This is a genomic window from Pseudomonas putida (assembly GCF_022627325.1).
Lineage (GTDB): Bacteria > Pseudomonadota > Gammaproteobacteria > Pseudomonadales > Pseudomonadaceae > Aquipseudomonas > Aquipseudomonas putida_X.
This window is the reverse complement of sequence record NZ_JAETZZ010000078.1, coordinates 1-221: the sequence shown is the minus strand read 5'-3', so window position 1 is coordinate 221 and position 221 is coordinate 1. Positions and strand designations below refer to the sequence as shown.

The window sequence follows — 221 nt, the reverse complement described above, 5'->3', positions numbered from 1 at the left end:
AGTCACCACCGGTGGTACCAGTGACGGTGGCTTTGACCTGGCCCGCGTCTTTGTAGACGTCATCGGCCGGAGCTGCGACGGTCACTTGGCCAGAGGTCTGGCCGGCCGCGATATTGATGGTCGCGCCATTGCTCAGCGTCACGGTCATCGCCGTACCCGCTGGGTTGCTCAAGGTCGCGGTGTAGACGATCTGGCCGCCTTCGGCGACATCGCCGGTGGCA

General features: G+C 64.7%; 1 protein-coding gene. It reads right to left on the bottom strand.

Features of this window, described 5'->3' with window-relative positions:
- On the bottom strand, nt 1-221 hold a 221-nt coding region (locus tag JNA92_RS25795), incomplete at both ends, for an immunoglobulin-like domain-containing protein (protein ID WP_347269628.1).